This is a genomic window from uncultured Campylobacter sp. (assembly GCF_937959485.1).
In the GTDB taxonomy this organism is placed as follows: domain Bacteria; phylum Campylobacterota; class Campylobacteria; order Campylobacterales; family Campylobacteraceae; genus Campylobacter_B.
The window spans coordinates 46,601-68,552 of record NZ_CALGPY010000014.1 but is presented as its reverse complement, the minus strand read 5'-3'; the positions used below and the strand labels follow the sequence as shown (position 1 = coordinate 68,552).

General features: G+C 41.4%; 18 protein-coding genes. All 18 read right to left on the bottom strand.

Going from position 1 to position 21,952, the window contains the following annotated elements; genetic code table 11:
- Positions 1 to 78: 78 nt before the first annotated feature.
- The 18 genes from wecC to Q0380_RS09025 all read right to left on the bottom strand — a co-directional run bounded on the left by wecC (position 79) and on the right by Q0380_RS09025 (position 20,949).
- Positions 79 to 1,269 (bottom strand): UDP-N-acetyl-D-mannosamine dehydrogenase, encoded by a 1,191-nt coding sequence (wecC, locus tag Q0380_RS09110; RefSeq protein WP_298962930.1) that lies wholly within the window; start codon positions 1,267 to 1,269, stop codon positions 79 to 81.
- Positions 1,266 to 2,402 carry a UDP-N-acetylglucosamine 2-epimerase (non-hydrolyzing) gene (gene wecB, locus Q0380_RS09105; RefSeq protein ID WP_298962928.1) on the bottom strand — a complete coding sequence of 379 codons (1,137 nt, stop codon included), beginning with the start codon at positions 2,400 to 2,402 and terminating at the stop codon, positions 1,266 to 1,268. Before wecB ends, wecC begins: the two co-directional genes overlap by 4 nt.
- A 138-nt stretch (positions 2,403 to 2,540) precedes the next feature.
- Positions 2,541 to 3,872, bottom strand: a complete 1,332-nt coding sequence (gene rfbH / locus Q0380_RS09100; protein WP_298962926.1) for a lipopolysaccharide biosynthesis protein RfbH — start codon at positions 3,870 to 3,872, stop codon at positions 2,541 to 2,543.
- Positions 3,869 to 4,798, bottom strand: coding sequence for an NAD(P)-dependent oxidoreductase (locus tag Q0380_RS09095; RefSeq protein WP_298962924.1), 930 nt, complete (start codon positions 4,796 to 4,798; stop codon positions 3,869 to 3,871). Before Q0380_RS09095 ends, rfbH begins: the two co-directional genes overlap by 4 nt.
- On the bottom strand, positions 4,795 to 5,583 hold the full coding sequence (locus Q0380_RS09090) for an aldolase/citrate lyase family protein (RefSeq protein WP_298962921.1): 789 nt from the start codon (positions 5,581 to 5,583) through the stop codon (positions 4,795 to 4,797). Before Q0380_RS09090 ends, Q0380_RS09095 begins: the two co-directional genes overlap by 4 nt.
- Positions 5,580 to 6,260, bottom strand: coding sequence for a hypothetical protein (locus tag Q0380_RS09085; protein ID WP_298962919.1), 681 nt, complete (start codon positions 6,258 to 6,260; stop codon positions 5,580 to 5,582). The genes Q0380_RS09090 and Q0380_RS09085 overlap by 4 nt, the downstream gene beginning before the upstream one ends.
- Before the next feature lies 1 nt (position 6,261).
- Positions 6,262 to 8,055: a thiamine pyrophosphate-binding protein gene (locus tag Q0380_RS09080; protein WP_298962916.1), complete on the bottom strand. Its 1,794-nt coding sequence runs from the start codon at positions 8,053 to 8,055 to the stop codon at positions 6,262 to 6,264.
- Positions 8,052 to 9,125 carry a CDP-glucose 4,6-dehydratase gene (gene rfbG, locus Q0380_RS09075; RefSeq protein WP_298963503.1) on the bottom strand — a complete coding sequence of 358 codons (1,074 nt, stop codon included), beginning with the start codon at positions 9,123 to 9,125 and terminating at the stop codon, positions 8,052 to 8,054. Before rfbG ends, Q0380_RS09080 begins: the two co-directional genes overlap by 4 nt.
- Positions 9,126 to 9,136: 11 nt before the next feature.
- Positions 9,137 to 9,910, bottom strand: a complete 774-nt coding sequence (gene rfbF, locus Q0380_RS09070; RefSeq protein WP_297897826.1) for a glucose-1-phosphate cytidylyltransferase — start codon at positions 9,908 to 9,910, stop codon at positions 9,137 to 9,139.
- Positions 9,911 to 9,921: 11 nt separating this feature from the next.
- Positions 9,922 to 10,854 (bottom strand): glycosyltransferase family 2 protein, encoded by a 933-nt coding sequence (locus Q0380_RS09065; protein ID WP_298962914.1) that lies wholly within the window; start codon positions 10,852 to 10,854, stop codon positions 9,922 to 9,924.
- A 1-nt stretch (position 10,855) separates the two neighbouring features.
- The gene (locus Q0380_RS09060; RefSeq protein WP_298962911.1) at positions 10,856 to 11,221 is read right to left on the bottom strand and encodes a GtrA family protein; all 366 of its coding nucleotides are present in this window, start codon (positions 11,219 to 11,221) and stop codon (positions 10,856 to 10,858) included.
- Complete coding sequence (locus Q0380_RS09055) at positions 11,214 to 13,256, bottom strand: glycosyltransferase family 39 protein (RefSeq protein WP_298962910.1); 2,043 nt, start codon at positions 13,254 to 13,256, stop codon at positions 11,214 to 11,216. The genes Q0380_RS09060 and Q0380_RS09055 overlap by 8 nt, the downstream gene beginning before the upstream one ends.
- On the bottom strand, positions 13,249 to 15,309 hold the full coding sequence (locus Q0380_RS09050) for a glycosyltransferase family 39 protein (protein ID WP_298962908.1): 2,061 nt from the start codon (positions 15,307 to 15,309) through the stop codon (positions 13,249 to 13,251). Before Q0380_RS09050 ends, Q0380_RS09055 begins: the two co-directional genes overlap by 8 nt.
- Positions 15,310 to 15,311: 2 nt before the next feature.
- The gene (locus tag Q0380_RS09045) at positions 15,312 to 16,010 is read right to left on the bottom strand and encodes a 3-methyladenine DNA glycosylase (protein WP_298962906.1); all 699 of its coding nucleotides are present in this window, start codon (positions 16,008 to 16,010) and stop codon (positions 15,312 to 15,314) included.
- Positions 16,007 to 16,132, bottom strand: coding sequence for a hypothetical protein (locus Q0380_RS09040; protein WP_298962904.1), 126 nt, complete (start codon positions 16,130 to 16,132; stop codon positions 16,007 to 16,009). Before Q0380_RS09040 ends, Q0380_RS09045 begins: the two co-directional genes overlap by 4 nt.
- The gene (locus Q0380_RS09035) at positions 16,129 to 17,112 is read right to left on the bottom strand and encodes an ATP-binding protein (RefSeq protein WP_298962901.1); all 984 of its coding nucleotides are present in this window, start codon (positions 17,110 to 17,112) and stop codon (positions 16,129 to 16,131) included. Before Q0380_RS09035 ends, Q0380_RS09040 begins: the two co-directional genes overlap by 4 nt.
- On the bottom strand, positions 17,096 to 20,056 hold the full coding sequence (locus Q0380_RS09030) for a DEAD/DEAH box helicase (RefSeq protein WP_298962899.1): 2,961 nt from the start codon (positions 20,054 to 20,056) through the stop codon (positions 17,096 to 17,098). Before Q0380_RS09030 ends, Q0380_RS09035 begins: the two co-directional genes overlap by 17 nt.
- On the bottom strand, positions 20,056 to 20,949 hold the full coding sequence (locus tag Q0380_RS09025; RefSeq protein ID WP_005872272.1) for a M23 family metallopeptidase: 894 nt from the start codon (positions 20,947 to 20,949) through the stop codon (positions 20,056 to 20,058). Before Q0380_RS09025 ends, Q0380_RS09030 begins: the two co-directional genes overlap by 1 nt.
- Between the last annotated feature and the right edge of the window lie 1,003 nt (positions 20,950 to 21,952).

Sequence of the window (21,952 nt, the reverse complement as noted above, 5' to 3'; positions counted from 1 at the left end):
GCATATATACCACTTGCAAAGCAAAAAGTAATCTAAAAAAATTCAGATGGTTATTTCTATCTATTACTTTTTGAAAACTCATTTACAAATTCCGCAAAAATCCAAAACTTCTTTTTCTATTTTCAGCCCTTTAAATTCCTTATGTCCGACTAAAAATACGACAATGTCCGAAATTTCAATAGCTTTTTTGTAATCCGCTATCTCAAAATCTTTGTGAGCCTTGATATTGGGCTCTACGGCGAGCACATCGACGCCGTCTGCGATCAGGCGTCTAGTTATATTCAGCGCAGGCGACTCTCGCAAATCGTCGATATCAGGCTTAAAAGCAAGCCCCATGCACGCGACTTTGGGTTTTCTTCCATTTTGCAGCTCAAATTTCAAAGCGGCGTTTTTGATCTTTTCTATGCTCCACTCGGCCTTGTGGTTATTGACCTCTCTTGCGGATTTAATCAACCTCGCTTCGTAGCCGCCCGCATGTACTATAAACCACGGATCGACCGCTATGCAGTGCCCGCCTACGCCGCAGCCCGGGCTTAAAATATTAACTCGCGGATGACGGTTTGCTAACGAAATAAGCTCCCAAACGTTAATGCCGAATTTATCGCACAAAATGCTAAGCTCGTTTGCAAAGGCTATGTTTACGTCGCGAAAAGAATTTTCGGTGAGCTTCGCCATTTCGGCAGTTCTTGCGTCGGTTTTTAAAATTTCGCCTTTAACGAACGTCTTATAAAATTCCGCCGTTTTCTCGGCAGACTCCCTGCTTAGACCGCCCACGATCCTATCGTTTTGCGTGAGCTCTTTTAAAATTTTACCCGGCAAAACCCTCTCCGGGCAGTGAGCGATGTAAATTTTAGAGATATCGACGCCGCTATCTTTTAAAATTTGACCTATCTTCTCCGTCGTGCCGACCGGCGAAGTGGACTCCAAGATCACGATATTTCCTTCTTTGATATAGGGTGCTACCGCCCTGCTCGCACTTATGACGTAATCAATATTTGGCACGTATCCATCGCGAAATGGCGTAGGGACGGCTATGATAAAAACGTCTGCGAAATCAGGCTTAACGTCCGCTTTTAAATTTCCGCTTTCTACGGATTTTTTTACAAGCTCGCCGAGCTCTGGCTCTACGATATGAATTTTGCCCTGATTAATCGTATCTACGACGCTTTGCACTACATCGACGCCGTGTATTTTATAGCCCTTACTCGCTAAGAGCGCGGCCGTAGGCAGCCCGATATAGCCGAGCCCCATTATACAAACCTTTCTCACAAAGCTTCCTTTAAAAATTTAACTATCCTCTCGCACGCTTTTCCGTCGCCGTAAGGACTGATGCTTGCGCTCATTTTATCATATTCGTCTTTTAAATTTAATAATTTTTGCGCTTCTTTTACGATATTTTCTCGCTTCGTTCCGACCAGCCTCACGCATCCGGCCCCTATCCCCTCGGGGCGCTCGGTTCTGTTTCTAGTTACTAAAACCGGCTTGCAAAGGCTCGGCGCCTCCTCTTGGATGCCGCCGCTATCGGTGATGATCATATACGCTTTACTCATCAAATACACAAATGCGTCATATTCCAGCGGATCCATTAAAAAAATATTCGGTAGCCCCGATAAAATTTCCTTCACCGGCTTTTGGACGTTTGGATTAAGATGCACGGGATAGAGGATGTCCACATCGGCGTTATCGGCGGCTATTTCGCGCAGAGCCTCACAGATATTTATAAAACCTTCGCCGAAATTTTCCCGCCTATGGCCGGTTACGAGAATGAATTTTCGGTCTGCAAGGCGATATTTTAGGCCTATCGTCGATAAAATTTTATCCCGCAAGGCCGCATCGCGCTCTATCTTATCGATAGTCCAAAAAAGCGCGTCTATAACGGTGTTGCCGCTAACTACTATGCTTTCTGCGCTTTTGCCCTCTTTTAGCAGATTGCCTTTTGCGCCCGCGGTCGGTGCGAAGTGGTATTTGGCTATCAGGCCAGTGATTTGCCTATTTATCTCCTCCGGAAACGGCGAATATATGTCGTGCGTCCTAAGACCCGCTTCGACATGCGCCACGTCGATCTTTTGATAAAACGCGGCTAGAGATACCGCACTTGTCGTAGTCGTATCGCCGTGGACAAATACGACGTCCGGTTTATAGCGCTCAAATATCCCGCGCATGCCGAGCAGCACCCCCGACGTAACGTCGTACAGATCCTGAGCCTGCTTCATTAAATTTAGATCAAAATCGGGCTTGATCTCAAAAAATTCAAGCACCTGATCAAGCATCTGTCTGTGCTGCGCCGTGACGCAAACTTTCACTTCAAATTCCGCGTGCTTTTGAAATTCCTTTATCAATAGAGCCATCTTAATGGCCTCCGGGCGCGTCCCAAATACTATTAAAATTTTTCTTTTCGTCATAAACTCCCCTATATATCGATTTTTTAACCAAATTTATCGCCGTAATTTTAATTAAATTTTGCTATATCGGCGCTTAACCAAATAAAATGACGCCATTTACATTGCATATAGCTTTAAAATTTTGATCTGATTTATATTTTAGCTTTTAGTAGATACAAATCCTCTAACAGTTTTTATAATATACCCTATCTTCTCATCACTCATACCGGGATATACGCCTACCCAGAAACTATCGTTCATTATCTTATCGGTATTTTTTAGCTCGCCTGAAATTTTATAATCTACCCCGCGTTTAAGATCTGCAAATAACGGGTGCTTGATCATATTGCCCGCAAATAAATTTCTTGTTTGCACACCCGCCCTTTCTAGATGCTCGCTAAGCTCGTTTCTACTAAATTTTGCCCCGTCTGCAACCGTCATCATAAAGCCGAACCAGCTAGGCTCGGAATGCGGCTGAGCTTTAACCAAAATGAGCTCCTTTATATCTTTTAAGCCATCATAAAGCTTTTTAAAATTTTGCCTACGACGCTGCACAAAGCTAGGAAATTTATCTATCTGAGCGCATCCAACGGCAGCTTGCATATCGGAGGCTTTTAAATTAAATCCGAAGTGCGAATAAACGTATTTATGATCATATCCAAGCGGTAGCTCACCAAATTTTTGCGAAAAGCGCCTGCCACAGGTATTATCTACGCCGCTCTCACACCAGCAATCGCGTCCCCAATCACGCATACTTAGCATAATTTTTTTAAGCAGCGGATTGTTTGTATATGTGGCGCCGCCCTCGCCCATTGTCATATGATGAGGCGGGTAGAAGCTGCTTGTGCCTATATCCCCCCATGTGCCGGTTGGCTTGCCCTCATACAGCGAGCCCAGTGCGTCGCAATTATCCTCGATAAGCCACAAATCGTGCTTATCGCAAAATTCCTTCACGGCTTTTATATTAAAAGGATTTCCTAGGGTGTGAGCTACCATGACGGCTTTCGTTTTTGGGCTAAGCGCAAGCTCAAGCTTCGTATGGTCTATATTAAAATATTCAAGCTCCATATCGACAAAAACAGGAACGGCACCGTATTGCACGATAGGCGCAACCGTCGTAGGAAAGCCTGCCGCTACTGTTATGACTTCGTCGCCCTTTTTTATGCGGCGCTCTTTTAGAAGCGGCGAAGTGAGCGCAAAAAATGCAAGCAAATTTGCACTGCTTCCGCTATTTACCAAAAACGCCCATTTTACGCCAAGCATTTTAGCGAATTCCTTTTCAAATTTTTTAGAATATGTGCCGTATGTAAGCCAAAAATCAAGCGAGCTATCTACTAAATTTACCATTTCGTGCTCGTCAAAGACTCTACCTGCGTAATTCACACGACTTTTGCCAGGTTCAAATTTAGCCCTCTGCACCGGCTCATGAACCAGTCTATAATACTCTTTTGTCTTTTCTAAAATTTCTTGTTTTAATTCTTGAGGGGTCATTTTTTGCCTTTCCAAATTTCATTGATTTTTCCCAAATATGGATCTTTTTTTATGGTAGCTAAGTCTAAGCTAGTAAAATTTTGCTTAAAATATTTGCAAATTTTACCGATCGCTTCCGTATGCGGCGTAAGCTTGAATTTATCTTTCATTTCGGATTTTAATAGGCTATTGTCGGAAGTGTATTCGTTATTTAGCCCTTCATTTAGCACGCTTATCTCGGATTTAAAATCGCTCGCCTCATTTACTAGCGCAGCTAGGCTAAGCAGATCGATTTTTGTCCCGCTGCTTGCGTTGTAAATTTTATGCCGCGCGTCATTTTCTATATAAAATTCCACTGCGTTTAGCAGATCGTCAACATACATATAATCAAAAAATACGTTTTGATTGATCGTGATGGGTAGGCGCAGTAGATTTTTTACTACGGTATTTGTGATAAATTTATAGCGGTAATTCTCCATCTCGCCGTAAATTCCAAATAAACGAAGCTGGATAATGTTATCCGCGCAATCCTCAATGTAATGCGACGTGATAGCCTTGTAAAAACCGTATTCATCAAGCGGAAGCGCCTCTTTATAATCATCCTCTCGAGCATTTATTATCGGCTTGTGTTTTCCGTATTCCGCACCACTTCCAAATGATATGATCTTTACGACCTTGTTTTTTTGCTTGACGATATTGAAAAAGATTCGTAAATTATACTCAATCACATTTGTCATATCCAGCGTATCGCGACCGCCGCCGCGATTGGCGAGATGGACGATAGTATCGATTTTATGCGCACGGATAAAATCGTCAACCGCCCTTTCGTCAGTCAAATTTAACTCGCTACTTTTTGGAGCGAAAACGTTAAAATTTCCATTTAGCGCAAGACGCTTTTTTAGATGCGACCCGATAAAACCGCTACCGCCCGTGATGAATAGATTCATCTGTTACTTAGCCTTTTTTCTAAATCTTCTATACGCTGTTCATCCTCGGCTTTTATCCTTGCGTAAAATCTTCTTTTTGACTTTAGCCACAACAGTTCAAATTTTAGTGCTGTATTGATTCCTTCGCGCGGATTGGCATTAATAGAGTCTATAGCAAAAACTACTTTGCGGGTTTCATATTTATCTATTAAATTTTCTACTTTTAGAGTCTTGATAAAATCAATAGATTTAGCCGTAATATTTCCGCCTATTGCAAATTTTAAACCTTTCGCTTTTACGGCGCGAGATACTCGCTGAACAGCATTTAAAATTTTCTCATTATCTACATCTTTTTTAGCCAAACCGAATGACTGCGCAAAATCGCTTCTACCGAATGTAATGCTTCTTAGTAGCGAAATTTTTTCTAATTTTAAAATTTCATCTATATTTTCTACTGCGGTTTTTGTCTCGATATTTATAGCAAAATCTATATAATCTCGGTTGTCTGGATTTATCAAATTTTCTATAACTCCTAGATATTTATAAACAGCATACGGGGTTTCTACCATAGGCGCAATAAGCCCCTCTACGCCCAAAATGATACCATTATAAATATCCGTAACCGCCTCAGCTCCACCGATCTTTAAGATGATAGGCAAATCTGCTCGATTGGCAATATCTCGCAAACGCATCATCTCCTCCATACGACTTCCCTCGGCTTCAAACTCGGCCTTTAACTCAAATACGCCATATTCGTTTTTAAGCCTTTTAAGTACGTCTATCATCTCAAATTCATTTATATTCATACCTCTTCCTCCAATACGCTTAATATCATTTTAATATCGCCTATATACTTACTATTCCTCTCTACATATCCCCAATCTGGCTGTAATAACTTAAGTCCTTTTATGTGCTCACATTTTTTTAAATGCATTTCTGAGTCATCTATAAAAATTCCGCTATCACCATCTTTTAAAATTGAATTTATTATATTAGCTTTTGAATTAAATTTAGCAAATATATCTGCCCCCAATATATTATCGTTATTTATAAATTGAATATTAAATCTTTTGGCTAAATCCAATACAGTTTTACTATCTTTAGTAGTTACAATAAAAGTCTGCCGATTCAGTTTCATATTTGATAGCTCCAATAAAAACAGATATGGCCTATTCAAAGCCAACCAATTTTCATAGTTATTTGCTTTTAATTTTTTACGAGTCTCAAAAAAGTCTTTTTCAAATTTTTTAGCTTCATCGTTATAATCAAAAACTAAAAGCTCTTTATCGTTATTAGTTATAGCTGTCATCACGAAATAATAATTCCATGCCGGACCCACAAGAGGTCTGAATTTTAAAAATTCAGCATATTGCTTTTCATCAAATTTTTGCCTTAAAAAACTTGGCGTAGATCTACAAACCTCGTAGGCTTCACGTGCAGTATCAAAAAGGACGCCGTCAAAGTCTAAAAATAAAAATCTCATATCAATCCAAAGGCTTTACTATCATATTTTTATAAAATTCATCTCGAGGTAAAAATGGGGCAAGATCTTCCAATGGTTTTGATATCATAGTCCCATCCCGGAGCTTCATAGATGCAACTTTTGGTCCTATGGCTTCATTCGGCGGCAGCATCACTTCGCAAAACACCGGTCCCTCACATGATAAAATTTCATCTATTTTTGCATTGGCATCATCGTTATTTTTAATTTGAAATACTTTAAAGCCATAAATTTTAGCGAGCGCCTTCATATCCGGTATACTTACACCACTTATAGGACTTTCGCCGACAAAATTGTTATTGAAATAATTATGTTGAGTTATGCGTATAGAGAGGTATCCATTATTGTTATACATAAAAATTTTAACGGGAAGCCGATAATGGATAATAGTTTGCAATTCCTGGATATTCATCTGAATGCTTCCATCACCGGTTAAGCATATAGTTTGTCTTTTATTATTTGCTACGCATGCACCAATTAGTGCCGGCAAATCATAGCCCATAGAAGCACATCCGACATTTGCAAAAAGCCTATCACCTGCTCGTACCGGATAGCTCTGAAATGTTGATGTATATGCTATGCCATTACCGGTAAGCAAGAGAGAATTTTTTGGTAATTTCTCCGAAAGTAATCTTGGAAAATAATATGAACTGACATAATTCTTCTCTTTCAATACGGACTTATCAAAAACAGGATATTTCATTTTTGTTCTATTACAATATTTAAGCCAGTCTCCAATTTCTAGATTTAAATCTCTAGCTTTTTCTCCAAGATCATTTATAAAAACCTTTGCATCGGATTTAATTTTTATATCCGGAATAAAAGTTTTTTTATTAAGTTCGTTTTCATCTATATCAATCATAATTTTTTTGGCTTCTCGCGCAAAAAATTCCCAATTAAAGCTCAAAATTCTAAGATTTAATCTTGTACCCAATACTATTACCAAATCGCTATTTTGAATTACAAAATTTCCGGTCCTCTCTCCTAAAATTCCAGGTCTACCAAAAAAATACTTATTTGAAGTCTCTATTAAATCAACTCCTGAAATAGCAGTCAAAACAGGGATTTTTAGCTCGTCAATCAAGGCTCTAAAATCATCTTTTGCATTGGCTAACCTCACTCCGTTACCCACAATGATAACGGGGCGTTTAGCAGCTTTTAACGCATCTAGAACCTGCGGGATTTTTGTGTCGAATTTCGGCTCTTCTGGAATTTTAAATTCTACCAAATCCGCTTCGTCCACCATCGCGCCTTGTATGTCTAGCGGCACATCCAGCCATACGGGTCCGGGTCTGCCGTGCTTAGCCTCATAAATAGCTTTTTGCAGATGAAATTTTATGCTATTTTTATCCGTTATCATTACGGCGTATTTTGTGATAGGCCTTACGATGTCAACGATATTAACCTCTTGATCGCCGAGCTGACGTAAATTTAACTCGGGTTGCGAAGCAATGGTCGTCTGAAATTTAACCTGCCCCGATATGATCATCATAGGGATCGAATCCACCCAGGCACCGTAAACACCGGTAATCGCATTCGTTCCGCCGGGGCCTGTGGTAACATACGCGATACCGATCTTATTTGAGACGCGCGCATATCCCTCTGCGGCTATCGCGCAAGCCTGTTCGTGATGGTTACAGACATACTCTAAATTTTCATTTTTGCCAAGCGAATCTATCAGGTGCATATTGCCGCCACCCGAGACCATAAATACGGTCTTTGCGGTATCTTCGTGTTCGGCTATAAATTTTGCTATAAAATCGCTAACTTTTATCATCGCATCATCTCTTTTACGTAGTCGCTTAAATTTTGCTCGGTATCGATTGTGCCGTTTTCGTAGAAATTTTTATACCATTTTACAGTTTTTTCAAATGCCGTTTCGCTATCCCAAACTGGCTTCCAGCCAAGCAGCGCATGTGCCTTAGAGCAATCAAGCTTCAATAAATTTGCCTCATGAGGCTGGTCTATGTCGGAATTGATTTGAAATTCTATCTTATCCCAATATCGCTTGGCGCTCTTTAATACATCAAGCACCCTAATCGCGCCATCATCGCTAGGACCGAAATTCCACGCACCGCCGAATTCCTTTCGCCCTTCAAGCAACTTTTGCCCCACGAGCAAATAGCCGCTAAGCGGCTCAAGCACGTGCTGCCAAGGGCGTGTTGCATGCGGATTGCGGATCGTTACCGCTTCATTTTTAGCCGCTGCGCGCATAACGTCGCAAATCAATCTATCTTGTGCCCAGTCTCCGCCGCCTATGACGTTACCTGCGCGACACGTAGCAAGCAGCGTTTGATGCTTTGTGCCGTAATCTTTTTCATTAAAAAAGGAGTTTCGATATGAACTAGCCAGAAGATCCGCACAGCCTTTCGACGAGCTATATGGATCATATCCACCCATAGGATCGCTCTCGCGATATCCCCAAACCCACTCTTTATTTTCGTAAGCCTTGTCACTTGTGATATTTACGATCGCGCGAACGCCTGCTTTTCTGCAAGCTTCAAGGACTTTTAATGTACCGATAACATTGGTTTCGTAGGTTGTGATAGGATCGGCATAAGATGGGCGTACGAGCGCCTGAGCGGCAAAGTGAAATACAATGTCGGGCTTATAAGCCGCAAAGACTTCGTTTAATTTAGCAAGATCTCGTATGTCGGCGATTACCTGGACGATATTTAAATTTAAAAGTCCTATATGATTTGGCTCTGTAGGCACCGGAAGCGAATACCCTATCACTTTCGCGCCCAAGCGCTGCAGCCATAGACTAAGCCATGAGCCCTTAAAACCGGTATGCCCGGTAAGCAAAACTGTTTTGCCATTATAAATTCCGGAGTATAGATCCTGCATATCTTGCATTGCTACCACTTTTTCCACGGAGCGTTGCCGCTATCCCAAATTTTGTTTAACTCGAGCTTATCTCTAAGCGTATCCATCGGCTTCCAAAAGCCGCTATGTTTATATGCTAAAATTTCGCCGTCGTGGGCCAAATTCATAAGCGGCTCTTGCTCAAATATTGTCGCATCTCCATTCGTAATATAGTCAAAAACCTTGGGCTCGCATACAAAGAAACCCGCATTGATCCAATTGCCGTCTCCTTTTGGTTTTTCCTTAAACTCATGCACGCGACTTTCGTCATCTATATTTAGCGCTCCAAAGCGACCTTCCGGCTGAACGGAAGTCATAGTAAGCGATTTGCCGTGAGACTTATGAAATTTTACAAGCTCGTGGATATCTATATCACTAACACCATCTCCATAAGTAAGCAAAAACGGCTCGTCTCCCACTATGCTCTGAGCCCGCTTAATACGACCGCCAGTCATAGTGTTTAGCCCGGTATTTAACAGCGTAACGCTCCAAGGCTCGCTAAAATTGCTCAAAACTTCCATTTTGCCATTTTTCAAATCTATAGTCATATCGCTTTGATGCAAAAAATAATTGGCAAAATATTCTTTGATATAGTAGCCTTTATAGCCAAGCAGAATGACGAATTCGTTAAATCCATACAAACTATAAATTTTCATAATATGCCATAAAATCGGTTTTTCGCCGATCTCTACCATTGGCTTTGGCCTAATGCTCGTCTCTTCGGCAAGCCTAGTACCGAAACCTCCTGCTAGTATTAAAACTTTCATTAAAGCTCCCTTTAATCAAAATTTATTCTTTCTTTTTCAAATACCAATGGGCGATTTAACACTTGTGTATAAATTGCACCGATATATTCGCCTATTATACCGATAAAAAACAAAATTCCAGATGAAACGAATGAAAAAAGTATGATAAGAGGCGCGATGCCCACGCTCATCTCGTCCCAATAAATTAGCTTAAGTATAAAATACACAAGTCCTACTATTATACTTAAAATACCCGTTATCATACCTATAAAGGTTGCGAGCCGAAGTGGTACTTTGGAATTGCAGATTATACCGAGTATCCCCATATCATAAAGCGTATAAAAGTTATTTTTAGTAACTCCTCGAATTCTTATAGGTTGATCGTAAGGAATTTTGGCTACCTTATAACCAGCTTCCGCGAGCATTCCTCGAAAAAACGGATACGGATCATGCATCTGTCTAAGAGCCGCGATGACCTTTTTATCAAAAAGTCCAAAGCCGGTAAAATTCTTAAAAATTTCGATCTCAGATAGTTTTGATAAGAGCTCGTAATAACACTCTCTGATTTTAAACATCACGCCGCGCTCCTCGCTATCTCGCTTAATAGCCAAAACCAAGTCGTTGCCCTCTTGCCATTTTTCTATAAACTGCGCAATCATCTCGGGCGGATCTTGCAAATCGGCTACGATAGAGATAACAGCATCTCCGTCTGCACCCAAAAGCGCATAGGTTGGCGATTTGATATGCCCGAAGTTTCTGGAATTTACGATGATCTTTAAATTTTTATCATCCTTTGCTAGGCGTTTTAAAATTTCAACCGTCCTATCGGTCGAAGCATTATCAATAAATATATGCTCGTAGGCGTACTCCGAAAATCCTTCCATAACTTTTTTTACGCGCGCATAGACTTCCTCTACATTCTCCTCCTCGTTAAAGCAGGCAGTAACTATACTGATCTTTTTCATATCATCTCCTAAAGACGAAAAATTTATTTAATAAAAATGATACCGCAGCTAGCGGGATCAAAAGCACAAAACCGTTTATATACATATTATCAAATCCAAGCCACTTGAAAAGCCATAGAAAAAATATATTTAAAAAATAAGTAATGATGTAAACAAATATAAATTTGAAAATCAGACTATTATCATCACTTTTAAAGACCAATTTACCTATAGTTTTAAAATTAAACATAATACCAAAGATAGTAGACAATAATACTGCTAGTGAATAGTGAAGCCCAGCGTAAATGAATAATGAAAATAGCCCATATCCAAAGGCGGTATTTAGGATGCCTACGAGGAGAAACTTGACGGCCTGTCGTTTAATCATAGCTACCATTTCGTCTATAAATATTTATAGTATTAAAATTTACCGTATCAATCGGCTCAACCCCAAGTTGAGGTAAAATTTCCATTATATTGGTTACATTACCATTCAAGGTTACTATATCAGAATTCTTAATTGTATTATTAATATCTTGCAAAACGGCTCCGTCTCTAGTGATCTGCATAATATTTACGCCGCTATCCTGTAGCCATAAATAGAACCTTTCATAACTTTGATCGAAAAAATTACTATTTTGAATTATTACATCTGTTTGGATATTTAAATTTTTAGATGCATTATTAAACATCAAGCTATTAGGTACAACAAAGGAGTTTATAAATTTATATCTACCCTCTTTTACCCATTTATTCATTACTTTATAAAAATCTTCTTGAATAAAATCATCTTTTCTCAAAAGTCTTTTGTTTATATCAAACGCTTTTTTATAGTATTGATATAAAACAATGTTCTCGGTTGGTCTATTTGTAAAATTAATATATTCTTGTTTAATCAGTTTTGTCGGAGTTACATCAAACCATTGCGTTACTAGGTGATATGGTGGAATTTTATCATTTAAAAGATACATTATTGGTAAGTTAAAAAAGTAAAAATCTTTGTCAGATACTGTATTTTTAGGTACATAATCATGAATATAGTCAAAAATATAAGATAATTTCTGATTCATATAAATATTTTTTAAAGGAATATATGAGGTCTCGGATTTGGCCTCGAATACACTACCTTGATAATTTTCAAGCCAGTTATATGGTATTAAAAATTTTACGTATATTATGAAAGATACCATTACAAGCATCCAATAGATCAATAAGATCCTGGCTATTTTGCGCAAATTTTGATTTAATAAAAAGCCGAATGCCAACCCTGCACACAAAAGAATGCTATTCATATTTAAGGCGATAGTAGTGAAAGTATTACTATAAACTATAGCAGCAGCACAAAAAGTAATGAAAATATAAATTTTTGATCCAAAAATGCTACTGTTTTTATAAAACATAGCAGCAAACATGATATACAAAATCATAGCTATGGAAAAGCTAATATAAGAGATATATTTAATAATATATAATATAACAGTATTATGAAATAAAGCAATATAAGTAAGCGCAGTCAGTCCAATAGCTACGATAGTAAACCGAAATAAGATAGTTGTTCTTGCTGCAATTTGTCCTACCAATGCATCATATAGATATACAATCTTTTTTCTAAAATGTACAAGAATTAATATTATAAAAAATTCCAACACACTTATTGTTAATATCCGACTAAGCTCTGGTTCAAAAATAAACCTCGTCGCTATCGTCCATAGACTTCCTTTTGAATCATTATCTGTTATTGATGAAGGATCAAAAGGCATTATGAAATTTATGGATGCAAAGAATATAATAGTAAAGAGTAGTAAAAATCCTATTCTTTTAAAATAATTTTTTACGCTACTAGATATAAAAGCATAAGATACAAAAAGACTTGCAAAAAGAACCAATCCCACATTTTGCTTTATGAAAAAAAGTAGGACTAAAAATAAAATTCCAAATATTTGATATATAACGCCTTGTTTAGAATTCTCATTTTTTATGGATTTTACTAGAAATAGTAGGGTAGAAAATTCTATGATGAAGACGTAGGTATGATAATCCTTCGGTATATATGTCTCCATACTAAACCATAAAAAACTAGCAAAAGTGGCTCCTATAGCACTAGCCGGTTTTGAAAAAAATTCTCTTAAAACCAAATACAATAAAATTACCTGTATCATTGCAGCTACTACACCGATGCAGGCAAAAGCAAAAAAATTTATTCCGAATATTTTTTGATAGAAGGCGTTTATATATACAAATAACGGAGTCCATGCTAGATAAAAATCTTTATTGATTACCTCTCCCCTATTTACTAAATAAGCATAGGTTTCCCACCAGCCTTCTTGGAGTGAGAAGTAATGGTTAAATATAAAGAGATGCGGTATTAATATTATGCTCAAGCACAGTATTAATACAAATTTATCTCTAACGGAGCTATTCACTACGATCTCCTTGTTTTTCATATACGTTAATTGTGTTGAAAAAGGTTGCTTCAGTCGGAGCTACTCCTAGAGTTGGAAATACCCTGCACAGATCAACGATACTACCATCCATTTGTAATACATCACCATTTTGCAAACGGTCATCTTCTTGCTTTGTGTCATTTTGGTCAGTAGCTATTTTTTTATCACGTCTAATAGTAACTAATGTTATACCGTTTCCCTTTAACCACTCCGTAAATTGTGACCTATCCATGCCGAAAAATTTTTCATTTTGCAAAATAATCAACATATTTTTAAGAAGATGGTTTTTTTCTTCCTCGACCGGCACATTATCATATGGAACTACAAATGACTTTATAAATTTATATTTCCCTTCCTGCACCCATTTATTCATGGTTTCATGAAAATCAAGCTGTTTAAAAGAGCTTTTAACTTGAAAATTCCGGTGCACAGTAAAGAAAAATGTCTGATATTGATACATAACAATATTTTGCGCAGGAGATTTGACAAATTCATCATATTCCCTAGATATAGCCTTGGACGATGACACATCTAGCCAATGAGTTACTAAATAATACGGTGGAATTTTATTATTCAATAAGTACATTATAGGAAAGTTAAAAAAATAGAAATCTTTTTGGTTTTTAGATTTAGTAGCTACATACTTATCAAAATAATCAAAAATATCTGATATCCGCTCATCCATATAAATACCATCTAACTGAGCGTATGAACTTTTAGAATTGGCGCTAAAGATATCTACCTGAGTATTGAAATTCCAATAATACGGCATTCTTATAGTTGCTAAAAACATAAAAAATATTATTATTAAATGTATATATATAGTAATGTATTTTATTTGTCTTAATCTACTTATATTTATAATAAATGCGCTGGCAAAAGCTATACATATCATATTACCACTCGCCGTAAAAGCATCAGCCAAAGTACCCGAATAAGATATGGCGGCCATGGCTACAATCATAAAGGCATATATCTTTGATGAATTACCGACTATATTATTTCTATTGAAGCATATATACAGTAAGAATAAAATAATACCTATTGAAAGAGATATAAAATTCTTTATTTCTATTCCAATTCCACTCATCCTGACAAACATACAGTATATTATAATTATATGTAATATAATAAGCATTAATATACGAAATTCTATTGTAGTTTTGGCTATCATTTTTCTATATAGGTTAGTATAAATTTCTGCTATTTTTAATCTAATAATATACAAGATAAGTGCAACCATTGATACAATAAGCGAATTTTTTAATATAGTTTGGTTTAAAGGATATGTAGCAAATCTCGTGGCCATAGCGAAAAAACTGCCCTTGGAATCATTTTCTGTTATAGAAGATAAATTAAAAGGAATGATAAAATTCATGATAGTAAAAAATATAGCCGAAATAATGAGTAAAAAGCAAATTCTTTTTATATAATCTTTAAAGTTTATAGCAACAAAAGCATATGCAACAAACAAACCGGCAAAAAGGACCAGGCCCACATTTTGTTTAACAAAAAACAATAAAACACAAAATAAAATTCCAATTATATGATAAAATCTGCCTATGTTAGAATTATAATTTTTTATATATTTTATCAAAAATAGTAATGTTAAAAATTCGGTAATATATACATACGTATGATAATCTTTGGCAATATAAGTACCGCTGTTTATATTTAAAAATGTCGCAAAAAGAGCTGCGATAGCACTAGCCGGTTTTGAAAAAAATTCTCTTAAAACCAAATACAATAAAATTACCTGTATCATTGCAGCTACTACACCGATGCAGGCAAAAGCAAAAAAATTTATTCCGAATATTTTTTGATAGAAGGCGTTTATATATACAAATAACGGAGTCCATGCTAGATAAAAATCTTTATTGATTACCTCTCCCCTATTTACTAAATAAGCATAGGTTTCCCACCAGCCTTCTTGGAGTGAGAAGTAATGGTTAAATATCAGTAAATGTAACGCAAGCGTTATACAAAAGCAAAAAGCAACCATTAAATTTTCTAAAATTTTAGTGTTAAACATATCTACCTCAAATCATTTAAAATTATTTTCGCGCTCTCATCGAAAATTTTACCTTCCAAATGCGCTTTGCAAAATTCTACTATAAGCCCGTGAAATAGTGCATATGCGCCGTTTTCGTTCTCCAGCTTATCTGCTTTTGCCGCCGCATCGCAGGGAGAGTTGGCGGAATTTACAAACTCGTAGATCCGCTCAAATTCCAGTTCGCCAAGCCACGCGCTAAGCTCATCGTAGCTTTCAAACTCATAGCCCAAAGCCCCGAGCAGCCGCGCCGAATAGCTGTCTGCGACCATCACCGCGCGCTCGCACGCGTAGCACAAGATCGCATCGCAGCTCTCCGCGCCGATCCCTTTGCGCGCTAGCAGCCACTCGCGGCTAACGCCCGATTTAAAGCTCTCAAAATCCCCAAAATCCGCGATCATCGCTTTGCAAAACAAGCTTAAGCGTCTCGCTTTTTGATTATAAAATCCGCTTACTTTGATGATCTGCGCAAGCTCCGCTTCATCTAGCCCGGCGATCTCATCTAAGCCCAAAAGCCCCTTGCTACGCAGGTTTTGCAGTGCCGCGTCAGCATTGCGCCACGCCGTATTTTGGATCAAAATCGCCCCCACGACCACCTCAAAGCTTCCAAACGCAGGCCACCAGCGAAAATCCTTGATTTTCACGGCGCGAAAAAGCGCGATAAAAAGCTCGGTCGCGCTCATTTCGCGCCTCCGAAATTTCTAGCAGCGTCTTTAAAATTTCGCGCGGCGGCAGCAGCTTGTCGCACGCATTTCGCTACCGCGATAAAATTTACGCCAAATTTAAATTCGCGCGCAGTATTCATCTGCCGCCGCCTTTTAAATTTACAAAAAATTCCTCGCCAAAGCTCAAGAAAAACTGCTTTGCTGCGCGGCCGCTGCGGCTTGCGCGAAGCATCGCAAACTCACGCGCCTTTGCGTGCAGCACGTCTAAATTTGCGGCAAAGCTTAGGCGAAATTCCGCCGCACTCATACCTTGCGCAGCCGCAAAATAGGCATCTACGATCCCCAAATACTCCCGCATGCTCCCGCCGTAAAAGCTTAACTGTAGCCCGAAGCGCTCACTCAGGCTGATTCGCTCGTTCGCCGCGTCGCTTAGGTGCAGCTCGCCGCGGCTGATCTGCGCGGCGTCATTATCGCTTGCGCATTCGCCTACGATGTGGCGGCGGTTGGACGTCGCATACATCAGCACGTTGCGCGGCGCGCGCTCTAGTGAGCCTTCGAGTAGCGGTTTTAGGTGCTTGTAACCGCTCTCGCCGAGCTCAAAGCTCAAATCATCGCAAAAGATGATAAATTTAAAATTTATTTCTCGGATCGCGTCTATTATCTCCACGAGATAGCCCAGATCATCCCTACCAATCTCGATGATCTTAAGGTCTTGCGGGATAAATTTAGAAAAAACCGCTTTTGCAAGGCTTGATTTGCCGCAGCCGCTCTCGCCCCACAAAAGCGCGTGGTTGGCACTCGCACTGCGCAGAAAGGCGTCAGTGTTTTTTATTAGAGCCGATTTTTGGCTCTCTAGCCCCACGAGCGCGTCAAGATCGGTAAAATCGATGTCGCGAACGATCTTTAGCACCTTTTTATTCGCGCGAAAGACGGCGACCTGCACCGCGCGCCAATCAATCGCTCTAAAATCGCTGAAATAAATTTGCTCGATAGAGCCGCTCTGGGCGCTTTTTAGGACGGCTTGCCCCGCTAAATTTAAACCGCTCACCGCGTCTAAATTTAACTCTTCGCTCCCGCTTTTGCTCGCGCTTTTTTTGATATTTTCATCGCAAGTTCGCATTTTTTAGCTCCCTTCGCAGATAGATCAAAATTTCATTTATCACGTCGTCATCGTCGCGCGTCTGTGCCTTTAATCGCACCTTATCGCCGTTTGCAAGGGTGATCAAGATATTTTCATCCATGCTCGAAATCACGCGCAAGCCAAGCTTCGTAGCCAAAACCTTAATCATCATCACGTCGATAAATTGCTTGGTGTAGATATCCGCGCGCCCGAAGCGATCCTCGATCTCGCCGAAAATTTCAAGCACTTCGCTCGCCTCTGCGCACTTGCTAAGCCGCCTGTAAAGATCCAAGCGCAGGCGATCCTCTCTGATAAATTCCGAGTTTAAAAAGGCGTTTACCGAAATTTTAAGCTCCCCGCTCGCAGCGGCGCTCTTTCTGCTTAGCAGCTTGCCGATCTCCTCTTCGAGCATCTTTAGATAAAGCGAGTAGCCGATCGCTTCGATATGCCCGCTCTGTGCCTCTCCGAGCAGGTTTCCGCCGCCGCGAATTTCAAGATCGTGATACGCCAGCACCGAGCCGCTGCCCAAAAACGAGTTGCTCTCAAGCGCTACGAGCCGCTTTAGCGCATCCTGCGTAAGAGCGGTTTTATCCTCGATCAAAAAGTAGCAAAAGCCCTGCTTATTGCTGCGTCCGACGCGGCCGCGCAGCTGGTGCAGATCGGCGATACCGAATTTATCAGCGTTTTCGACGATGATTGTATTCACGCGCGGCATATGAATGCCGCTTTCTACGATGCTGGTACAAAGCAGCAGATCGTATCCGCCCGCCACAAATTTTAAAATTTCATCCTCCGTAGTTTTAGCGTCGATCTTGGAGTGCAAAATTAGAATTTTAAGGCTCGGCAAAATTTCAAGCAGCTTCTTTTTGGCGCTTTGCATCGTCGCGATGTGGTTATGGACGTAAAAAATCTGCCCGCCGCGTCGCAGCTCGCGCGAAATCGCCTCTTTTATGATCTTTTCGTCCCACTGCTTGACGAAGGTGCGCACATCCAGGCGGTCCTGCGGCGGGCTAAGCAGCGTGGAGTAGCTTTTAATCGAGCTTAGCGCCATATTTAGACTGCGCGGTATCGGCGTCGCAGACATACTAAGTAGGTGCGAGGCGGCGCTTTTTTCTTTGAGCCGCTCCTTTTGCTTAACGCCGAATTTATGCTCCTCATCGATGATTATGAGGCCCAAATTTGCGGGATTTAAATTTAAAAGCGAGTGCGTGCCGACTACGACGATCGCCTCGCCGCTTTGCAAGCGCTTTAAAATTTCGCTCTTTTGCCTCGCGCTACTGAAGCGATCGAGCTTGAAAACAGGAATTTCAAACTCCCTAAAGCGCTCGCTAAGCGTGGCGTAATGCTGAGAGCTAAGCAGCGTAGTGGGCACAAAAAACAGCACCGAATGGCCGCTGCGGATGCAAGCAAATATCGCATTCATCGCAACCTCGGTCTTTCCAAAACCCACGTCGCCGCTAAGCAGGCGGTCCATCACCTTGCCGCTTTGCAGATCCGCCAAAATCGCACCCACCGCCTTTTGCTGATCGCTCGTGTAGCTAAAGCCGCTCGCGCTTAAAAATTTCGCATAATCCGCGCTTTCGTTTTTGATGACGAGCCCCCGCACCAGCTCGCGCTTGGCAGCCAGCGCGATGATCTTCGAAGCGATCGCAAAGAGCTTTTCGCGCACTCGCTCTTTGATTTTTGAAAAGCTCGCCCTGCCCAGATGATCCAAGCTCACCGCGCCGCCGCTTGCGACGTAGCGATCGATCTTATTTAGATACTCTACCGGCAGCAGCAGTTTGTCGCCGCCCTCGTAGAGCAGGGATACGAACTCCTTGCTGCGCCCCATCACCTCGATGAGCTCAAGCCCGTTAAATTTAGCGATACCGTGATCTTCGTGCACGACAAAATCGCCCACGTTTAGCTCATCCAGAGCTAGGCTCGATCTTCGCACGCGCTTTTTAGGCGCTGCTTTGTTTAGCGAAAGGATGATCCGCTCGGCGCTTATTAAATTTACGACGAAATCCTCGCGTAAAATTTCGATATTGCTAAATCCGCTAAGATCAAACGGCGCGAGCAGAGCGTCGTTTCGCGCGATCAGCGTGATAGTCTCGCTGCGGTGAAATTCAAAAAATTCCTGCGACGGCGTCACGGCGAGGTCTTTAAATTTACGCGCCGCAGGCAGCACCTCGATCGCGTCTAAAAAATCCAAATTGCGCTCGGAAAAAATTTCATCCTTTTTGATCTCGCGCAACAAGATGCAATCAAACGCCTCCGTGTAATCGACGAAACCCTCGATAAACCAAAACCCGAGCGAGCCCAGATCGCGCGCTAACGCGTCGCTGTCCGCGCGCGATATCTTTTCGCTCACGCTCTCAAACTCGTCCTCGCTTAAATTTGCCAAAAACGGCGCTATCTCTGCTTGAGAAAGCTCATCTTTTTCGCTTTTTTGCGTAGCGACGTCAAAGCGCCTGATGCTCTCGACCGTCTCGCCGTCGAGCAGAATTCTAACCGCGCTTTCGCTCCCTACCGAAAAAATATCGATGATTTCGCCACGGAAGCTCACCTCGCCCATGCTTTCAACGATGTCGCGCACGTCGTATCCCAGGCGTAAAATTTCCTCTTTCAACTCGCTTAAGTTTAACTCACCCCCCAATTTTATATTTAGCGGGCGCAGATGGCTTGCTGCGGGGAGTTTGTTTAAGATCGTGCGAACCGGCGAGATTAAAATTTTTTTGCCGCTTGCTTTGTAAAACGCGCTAAGAGCGGTGCTGATGCCTGCTAGCTCACCCATGTAGCTACGCAGATCCTCGCCGAAGCTAGCTCTAAAATCGGGCAGGCAAAAGGCCGCGTAGCCCATAAATTTAAGCACCTGCTCGCACGCCGCGGCTTCCTTTTCATCCTCGCAGATCAAAAGTTCTTTTTGGTTTTGCAAAAAGTATTCGTAAACCTCGGCTTGCATTATTTAAACCTTTCGATCTGGTGCTGCACGACGTTTGCGATCTCCTGCCACGAAACATTAGGCTCTAAGGTCGAGATATTTTTGAAATTTTGCGCGTTCCAGCTCATAAAATTTGCAGGATCAACGCTTTGAGCCAAAAACCTAACTTCGTAATGCAAGTGCGGACCAGTGCTGTAGCCGGTGTTGCCGCTATAGCCGATGAGATCGCCCTTTTTAACCCAAGAGCCGGGCGTTACGACCGCGGAGCTAAGGTGGCCGTAGCGGGTCTCAAAGCCGTAATTGTGCGATAAAATCACTAAAATTCCATATCCGCTGCCGCTACCGCCTGCAAACTGCACGAAGCCCTCTGCCGTCGCAAACACCGGAGTGCCCTCGCTCGCTCGCAAGTCGATGCCGTGGTGCATCCTCATAACACCGCTGATTGGATGAGTGCGCATCCCAAAAGGGCTAGTTACGCCGCGATACTGCATCGGAAGTCCATTAGGCACAGCGCTAAGAATCGCGCTCGCCGTTTTTTCGCTAGCTGCGATATGCGCGCCGGAGCCCTTTTTGCGCTCCTTTTTCATCTCATTCATCGCAAGCATTACTTGGATATCACTATCCAGCCCGCCTCCATCGTCTTCGCGTCCGTCCAGCTTGGCAAGCACCTCCTCGTTTTTGCCCTCAAGTGCGATATTTTGCTCTTTAAGCGCGAGATTTTCGGCGTAGAGGGTTTTGTTTAGCTCCTTTAAATTTGATCGGTCGCTCGCGAGTTTAAATATCGCAAAAAACAGAACGAGCAGAAAAATTACGAAAAACGCAGATAAAATTTTAAGTTGAAATCTAAAATTTTCGCCAAAATACAGCGTCTTGGTGCCAAAATGATCGCTTAGGGTGAGTTTAGTTTTAGCCACGGCGCGCCTCAAGCCATAAAATGAAATTTTCTACCAAATGAAACGAGCCGAAAACCAAATACTCCTCGTCCGCTCTAAGCTCGCCGCGAAACGGCGAATGTGGAATTTTAAGCGCGTCAAGCGCACGGATTATCGCCTCCGCTGCCATTTCGCGATCCGCAACCTCGTAGCTAAAGATCTCCACGCGCTCTACCACGGGTGCTAAAGCTCGCAGCACTGCGGCTACGTCTTTATCGGCAAAAGCGTTGTAAATCAACACAATCTTTCTGCCCCTGTAGATTTCAATAATTTCGCGGGCTACTTGCTGTGCCGCAAGCTCGTTGTGCCCGACGTCCACGCGCAAATTCGGCGCCAGAGCCTCCATCCTGCCACGTAAATTTAGAGGCGGTAGCTGCGAAATTTCAAATTTCAAATTTAAAAATTTCATCGCAGCAAGCGCTAGAGCTAAATTTGAAATTTGAAATTTAGGTAGATTATTGTGCGCGCAAAACCATGCAATCTGCGCTTGCTCACTTTCGCTTAAAAGCTCTGCTGCAAACCTCAAATGAGTTCCTTTTTGCTCTGCGATCTGCTGCGCGATACGAAGCGGAACCTCGCTCATCTCATCGCTTAAAATCGCCTCCTTATCCATCGTAATGAGCTTGGTGTGGGCGATCTGCTCTAGATTTTGTCCTAGCATGCCCAAATGATCGGTGCCGATCGGTGTAAAAAGCGATAGCATGCGCCCGAAGCTCGACGTAGCATCAAACTCGCCGCCCATCCCAGCCTCGATCACGCAGTAATCGCAATCCCCAAAAAGCACTGCCGCCGCAAGAGTGAGATACTCGAAATACGACAGGCTATCTTTAAACTCCGCGGGCAAGCTTTCTTGCAAAAACTCATGCGCGAAATCAAGCTCCTCATCCGTAGCATCGCGCCCTAGCGAAATGGGAGGCGAGCTTTGAGCAGATTTAAAATTTAATCTTAGCGGAGATTTAAAATTCTGCTTCGGCGAGAATTTGAA